General features: G+C 58.7%; 6 protein-coding genes and 1 pseudogene. 3 read left to right on the plus strand and 4 right to left on the minus strand.

The features are described from left to right. From ABX749_RS16130 to ABX749_RS16140, 3 genes and pseudogenes are all read right to left on the minus strand, one after another. Nucleotides 1-182: pseudogene (locus tag ABX749_RS16130) on the minus strand (dihydroorotate dehydrogenase); the annotation flags it as partial. Nucleotides 183-192: 10 nt separating this feature from the next. Beyond that, the gene (locus ABX749_RS16135) at nt 193-843 is read right to left on the minus strand and encodes a phosphopantothenoylcysteine decarboxylase (protein ID WP_372896878.1); all 651 of its coding nucleotides are present in this window, start codon (nt 841-843) and stop codon (nt 193-195) included. 5 nt (nt 844-848) lie between these two features. Beyond that, a complete protein-coding gene (locus ABX749_RS16140; protein ID WP_372896879.1) occupies nt 849-1,208 on the minus strand; it encodes a TerB family tellurite resistance protein in 360 nt (119 codons plus the stop codon). Nucleotides 1,209-1,468: 260 nt separating this feature from the next. On the opposite strand from ABX749_RS16140, the gene ABX749_RS16145 reads away from it, so the two are divergent. Continuing rightward, entirely contained in the window at nt 1,469-2,722 is a 1,254-nt protein-coding gene (locus ABX749_RS16145; RefSeq protein ID WP_372896880.1) for a DUF481 domain-containing protein, read from the plus strand. Between the two features lie 22 nt (nt 2,723-2,744). Here ABX749_RS16145 and ABX749_RS16150 read toward each other — a convergent pair whose 3' ends face one another. Next, nucleotides 2,745-4,094 carry a Gfo/Idh/MocA family protein gene (locus ABX749_RS16150; protein ID WP_372896882.1) on the minus strand — a complete coding sequence of 450 codons (1,350 nt, stop codon included), beginning with the start codon at nt 4,092-4,094 and terminating at the stop codon, nt 2,745-2,747. 154 nt (nt 4,095-4,248) lie between these two features. Here ABX749_RS16150 and rsfS point away from each other — a divergent pair, with 154 nt between their 5' ends. Continuing rightward, entirely contained in the window at nt 4,249-4,692 is a 444-nt protein-coding gene (gene rsfS / locus ABX749_RS16155) for a ribosome silencing factor (protein ID WP_236649553.1), read from the plus strand. Between the two features lie 75 nt (nt 4,693-4,767). Next, nucleotides 4,768-6,765, plus strand: a complete 1,998-nt coding sequence (gene argS / locus ABX749_RS16160; protein WP_372896881.1) for an arginine--tRNA ligase — start codon at nt 4,768-4,770, stop codon at nt 6,763-6,765. Nucleotides 6,766-6,860 lie beyond the last annotated feature (95 nt).

The raw sequence follows: 6,860 nt of genomic DNA on the forward strand, positions 1-6,860 counted from the left end.
GCGTTGCCGATCCGTGGTTCGGCCGTGATCGTCTTGGGCAGCACTGCGCCCAGGCGAGAGACATCGACGACGTGCTCCATCTCCCTTGCGTAGCCGAAGGTTCCCGAGGCGACCATGATCGGATTGGGCAGCGTCATCCGGCCCAGGGTGGTCGACAAATCCATGGTTTGCGTTGCAGTCATAAGCCTTCGGTTACAAGGGTGTCGCAGGCGTCTTGTGAATCAATCGACGATCGATTTCTGTCATCAGAACGTCCGCCACCTTCTGTTTGGTGCCTTCGACGCGGGCGATGACTTCGCCGGCGGTGTCCAGCAATTCGACATCGTTGACATCGGAATCCATCGCAATGGGACCATTGCTGATGATCATGTCGCAGTGTTTCTTTTCCAGCTTGACCGTCGCACGGAATCTGCGGTCGTTGGTTTCCAATGCAAATCCGACGACCCACTGATCGTCACGTTTGGTTTGTCCCAGCGTCGCGACGACGTCGGGGGTTTCGATCAGTTGCAGCGTCAGCGGGCCGCCGGTCTTGGCGATCTTTTGTGTCTCGACAATTTTGGGCATGTAGTCACAGGGTGCCGCGGCGCCGATCGCGCCGTCACATCGGGCGAACCACTCTTGACTGGCCGCCAGCATTTCGTCGGTCGTGACCACCGGGATCACTTGGGCGGCCGCCGGGTAAATGGTGGGAACCGGGCCCGAGACGATGACGACTTCATGCCCCAATTGCAACGCCGCGGTGGCCAACGCCGCACCCATCCGTCCGCTCGACGCGTTCGAGATGTAGCGAACCGGGTCGAGATACTGGCGGGTCGGCCCCGACGTGATCAGAATCTTTGCCACGTCGACTATTCCAGGGTTTGGTCAAGCAATTGATTGAGCTGCTCAGTCGACATCTCCATTTTGGCAGCGGCGAGCGCAAAGAGACGTTTTTCGCTCTCGTCTAAAACGCCGTCGGCGGCCATCATTCGCACCAAGTCGATCATCAGCTCCTTGCGGCCTTCCGGGTCGCGGGGCAGCTCCAACGCCGCGTCGTCGCCCAGCCCGTATCGGATCGCGCGGTTCAATTCCGCTTCGCCCAACCCGAGTTCGTGGCAACGTTCGGCGACAAACGCGACCTCCCGTTCGCCGATCGTCCCGTCGGCCATCGCCATCACGACGAGGTTGCGTAGCTGGCGCATTCGATCACTGAAATGTTTCTCGCTCATCCCCAAATCGTAACTCTCCCGGTCCCGACTGCCTAGCGAGGCAGTGCAGTTTCCGATGTCACCCTTCTGGCAGGAGGGGTGAGCGGAGCGAGGGGAGCCGATCAGGCACGTTCGGCGTCTGGCGCCATCGGCTTGACGCCGTTTCAGGCCCCCGATTGTGAAAAGCGGAAAGATTGCCCGGCTGCGGGCCAGATCGATCATGACAGCACCGCTGAATCTTTGTTAACCCGATTGAGTGGGTGGGCAAAACGATTCATTGGATGCGATTGGACGTCATGGGAATTCTTCAGATGGGTAAGACACGTAACGCAAAGAGTTTGGGGAGAACAGGCCTTGCAGCTCTCGCGATCGGGTTGATTTGCAGCGGGGCGTTGCCGTCGGGCGTCGCGATGGCCGAAACGCCGCTATGGCAATTGGGCATTCCGACCTTTTCTGGCAAGAAGCCCGAGGAGCAGGCACAGGCGGGCCCATCGTTTCATTTTCCGCCCCCGACTTCGGAGATCGCTCAGCTGCCCGCCGGTGCGACCGGACCGCTGAAACAGCCCGGCAGCATTGAACAGCCCGGGCCGACAGAACGGTCAATCGCGGATGTCCAGCCGGCGGCTTACCAAATCAACTCGGGCACAGTCCTATCAGGCGCAACGGCGGCGGTCGTTTCTCCAGGCCTGCCGATGCCGCCCTTGCCCGCGGCGGCGCAGCTCGATTTGCCGGTCGCCCCGGCCGGCACGGCCCTTCCCGTTCCGCCGGCGGCCGATCCGTCGACACCGATCGGCCAGGCGCTTGCGACGGGCGCGGCCGTGGAATCGGCTCCGTTGGCCGAAGAAACTGCGTCGTGGTACGAAATCCCTTGGCGGTGGGTCACCCGCGGTTGGAAAAACCACGCCGAGCTGGGTCTCGATGGCAGCAGCGGCAACTCGCGGACGCTGGCCTTGCAAACTGGGTTGGAAATGAAACGCAAGACCGAACGCTACACGTTGGGGATCGATTTCGATTATCGCAAGGCGACCAATCGCGGGTTGACGACGGAAGACAACGGCCGGTTGAACCTGGACTACGACCGGCTTTTCCAGGATTCCAAGTGGTCGGCGTTTGGAAAGTTTGGGGCCGAATGGGACCAGTTCAAAGCGTTCGATTCGCGGCTGAATCTCAATAGCGGTCTGGGCTACCACTTCATCCGAACCGACGACGCGATGTTTGCCACTCGTTTCGGTGCAGGTGCTTCCAAAGAAATCGGCGCGCCGGACGACGACTGGAAACCGGAAGCGGTGTTTGGGGCCGAAGGGGAATACCAGCTCAACCGCTACAACAAGATGAAAGCCAAGGTGGACTACTTCCCGGCCTGGGAAGATTTTTCCGATTACCGGGTTGTCAGTGACGTCGCCTGGGAAATCCTGCTCGACGACACCGACAATCTGTCGTTGAAATTGGCGTTGACCGATCGCTACGACAGCACGCCGCAAGGTGCCAAGCCGAACGACGTTTACTATTCGCTGTTGTTGCTGGTCAAATTCTGAGCCTTCGATCTGGTGGCGTCGGCTAGATCAGTTTGGTTTGGCCCGGGATGGCGAACGACGGCTCGGGACGCGGGCCGTTGTAATCGAAATCGTTGGGGAACAGATCCAGCTGAGACTCGTTGGTCAGGAAGTCCCAGGTCACCTTTTGCCCGGTGTACGCAGCGACGCGTCCGAGCACGGCGGTCATCGAGCTGGTGGCCGTTTCCTTGAGCTCGACGATCGGGTCACCGGCACGGATCGAATCGACCAAGTCTTTGTGCTCTTGACGATAGGCGGACTGGATATCGCCTTTCATCGACCACACTTCGTTGCCGTCACGGTCTTTGATCGACGCGCCTCCGTTGCTGCCGTAGATCGTTGCAGTGCCCTCGGATCCGAAGATCTGGTTGCTGACATCGCTTTGCGATCCGGGGATTTGTCGGCACATGAAGGAGACTTGTCGGTCACCGGAATAGGCGTAATCGATGGAGTTGCTGTCCCACATCTCGCTACCTTCGGGACGGGTGAATCGGCCGCCGCTTCCGTAAGCCGATTCGGGTGGTCCCTGCATGACCCAGTTCATCACATCGATGTTGTGCACGGCCTGTTCGGCGATCTGGTCCCCGGAGAGCCAGATAAAGTGCATCCAGTTGTAGATTTGGTATTCGGTATCCGACATGCCTTCTTTGCGTGTCTTGTGCCAGATGCCGGTGCTGCAGTAGCGGGCGGTCATGTTGATGACGTCGCCGATGGCGCCTTCGTGGATCTTGCGAATCGCTTCGACGTAGTTCGTTTGGCGGCGGTACTGGGTGCCGGTGACGATTGCGGTTTTATTGGCGATCGCTTTGTCGTGGGCCTGCAGACAGATTCGATAGCCGGCCGGATCGACACAGGACGGTTTTTCGGCGAACACGTGCTTGCCTGCGTCGACGGCTTCCATCACGTATTGGGGCCGGAATCCCGGGGGGGTGGTCATGATGACCAGGTCGATTTCGGGGTCGTCCAGGATGCGTTTGTAGGCATCGATGCCGACGTAGTTTTTGTCGTCGCGTACGGCCACCTTGTCGCCGAATTGTTTTTGCAGCCGACCCAGGACACGTTGTTTGTTGGCATCGACGTCTGCCGTGGCGACCAGTTGGATGTGCTCGTTGATGGTCATCGTGTCGCTGAGCGCCCCGGTGCCGCGACCGCCCAGGCCGACGATGCCGATTCGGACCACGTCGTTGCTGCCTTGATCTTTGGGCTCGGCCCCCCGCACGGCACGCGGCAACATCGCGGCGCCGGTGATTCCGGCTGAAACGGCCGAACCCTTTTTCAAGAATTGACGTCTCGACGACGTGGAATCCTGGGCTCGGGGCGTCGATTGATTATTGTCGAAATCGGTCATTGGAATGTTCCTGAGGTGGGGTAACGTGTCGCCGGGACAAATGGAACAATCCCGGCGGGTGGGCGATCGAGCTAATAGTGTAGTAGCCGCCTGCTGCGGAATGTTGACTCGGTTTCCGCCGACCCGTGACAGAAAAAACAAAACTGATAGACTTTCCCCCATGACCGAACACAAACCTACTGATTCTCAGAACCCGATGGTCGCTCCGTCGCGGGCGATTCGACCCCATGGTACCACCGAAAGCCGCAAAATTGCAGCCATGGCGGCGCGTGTGGCCTTGGATAACAACGGCAAAGACGTCGTCGTCATCGACGTTTGTGGACAGTCGGCGGAATTCGACCTGTTCGTTCTGGTGACCGGCCAAAGTCGACGGCAATTGCACGCCATCAGCGAGCAAATCGACGACGCGCTGGAAAAAGGCATGGGCGAAAAACGTGACGGCATCGAAGGCTATGACGAGAGCCGCTGGATCGTCTTGGACTACGGCAGCGTCGTCGTCCACCTGTTCGATGAAGAGACGCGGGAGTTCTACGACCTGGAATCTCTCTGGGCCGACGGGACTGCCATCCCACTCTCTGAGCTGGGTATCGAGCAGGCCGACTGATCCTCCGCTTTCCTCCCTACTTTCTGGTCCGCAGACGCGATTGAGTCGCGCTCGTGGCACGTTCTGGCAATCACAATGCACTTCCCTTCATTGTTCACCGGTCGCTTTTCAGACGCACTCTCGCGATGTTCCTTTGCGTCGCAAATCGATGACCCGGATCGATACGCCGCCATGATCCGGCCCGCGGGGAACCCCAAGTTCGGGGACTATCAAGCCAACTGCGCGATGCCGATCGGAAAATTGGTCGCCGATTCCAATCCCCGTCAGGTGGCCGCGGAATTGATCGAGCAGCTGCAACTCGATGACATTTGCGAAACGCCCGAGATCGCCGGCCCGGGATTCATCAACCTGAAGCTCAAAGACAGCTTCTTGCAGGACCGTCTGGCGGAGATGCTGGCCGACGACCGCTGCGGCGTCACCCCGGTCGCCTCGCCCAAGAAAATCCTGATCGATTACTCGTCGCCCAACGTCGCCAAACCGATGCACGTGGGGCACATTCGCACCACCGTGATCGGAAACTGTTTGGCCAAGACACTTCAGTTTCTCGGCCACGAGGTGATCACCGACAACCACCTCGGTGACTGGGGCACGCAGTTCGGCAGCATCATCTACGGTTACAACCATTGCGGTGACCCCGAGGTCGTTCGCCAGGACCCGGTGCCGGAATTGGCCAAGCTGTATCGCATCGTGCATCAGCTGATGGGCTATCACAAAGCGATCAAGAACGTGCCCAAGTACGAAGCCGAAATTGCGCGTTTGGAGGATCTGCACGCGGCGGCGCAACAGGAAGCCGAAGGATCCGAGGGAAAAGAGGCCAAGAAGAAACGAAAGGCCGCCGAATCGCTGGCCAAAAAAGTGGCGTCGGCGCGAGCCAAATTGGAATCGGCTCGGGCGACGATCGCAGCGACCGACGCGGATCCTGTGATGAAACAACGCGCCGAAGCGCACGCTGACATCGGCAAAGCCGTCTTGGATGAAACGTCGAAACTGCACGCCGACGATCCGGAAAACATCGCGCTCTGGGAACAGTTCCTGCCGCACTGCAAAGATGAAATCAACCGCATCTACTCGCGGCTCAACGTGACCTTCGATCACACCTTGGGCGAGTCGTTCTATCACCCGATGCTCGGTGAAATCGTCGACGATCTCAAACAGCGAGGTTTGGCCAGCGAAAGTGACGGCGCGATCTGCGTGTTCTTGGACCAGTTCGACGCGCCGATGATCATTCAGAAGAGCGATGGTGCGTACCTCTATGCCACCACCGATCTGGCCACCCTCCGCTACCGCCAAGAAACGTTTAATCCGGACGAGGTGTTGTATGTCGTTGACGCTCGGCAGAGTGAACACTTTGAAAAACTGTTCGCCGTCGCCGAAGCGACGAAACTGATCGATGCCAAACTGGTACACGTCAGTTTTGGGACCGTGCTCGGTGAGGACGGGCGGCCGATGAAGACGCGGAGCGGAACCTTGATTGGTTTGGAAAGTCTGTTGGATGACGCAGTCGAAGCCGCCTATCAAGTCGTCTGCAATCCCGATCGGTTGGTCAAATTGGATCCTCCTATGGATGACCAGGAGAAACGTTTGGTGTCCGAACGCGTCGGCATCGGAGCGATCAAATACGCCGATCTGTCGCACGATCGAACCAGCGACTACAAATTCAATCTCTCCAAGATGGTCGCACTGTCGGGCAACACGTCGACCTATGCCCAGTACAGTTTTGCACGTACGACCAGCATTTTGCGTCGAAACGAGGTGACCGAAGCCGACGTGGTCGAGCGAATCCAAGCCGCCGGCATCACGTTCACGCATGCGGCCGAACGGGCGCTGGGATTGCAATTGTTGCAATTTCAGGAAGCGCTTCAGAACGTCTATGAAGACTACCGGCCCAACCACTTGGTCGATTACGTCTATTCGACCGCCGAAGCATTTTCGAAGTTCAATGATCAGTGCCACGTGCTCAACGCCGAGACCGATGCCATTCAGAACACGCGTCTGGCGTTGGTCGTCCTGACCGGCCGTGTGATCAAGCAAGCCTTGGAATTGCTCGGCATCGAAGTCGTCGAGCGGATGTAGCTGGACCCGCAGCTAATCGTCTAACGTAGCTCAATTTTCGGGTAGTGGACGAGGCGACGAGTCCTTGCCAATCTGACTACAGAGGACTCGTCGCC

The organism is Stieleria sp. (genome assembly GCF_041595215.1).
Taxonomy (GTDB): domain Bacteria; phylum Planctomycetota; class Planctomycetia; order Pirellulales; family Pirellulaceae; genus Stieleria; species Stieleria magnilauensis.

Coding starts and splice junctions, on each gene's coding strand:
- ABX749_RS16140 (WP_372896879.1), bottom strand. CDS start 1,208: ATGAGCGAGAAACATTTCAGTGATCGAATGCGCCAGCTACGCAACCTC.
- ABX749_RS16145 (WP_372896880.1), top strand. CDS start 1,469: ATGCGATTGGACGTCATGGGAATTCTTCAGATGGGTAAGACACGTAAC.
- rsfS (WP_236649553.1), top strand. CDS start 4,249: ATGACCGAACACAAACCTACTGATTCTCAGAACCCGATGGTCGCTCCG.
- argS (WP_372896881.1), top strand. CDS start 4,768: ATGCACTTCCCTTCATTGTTCACCGGTCGCTTTTCAGACGCACTCTCG.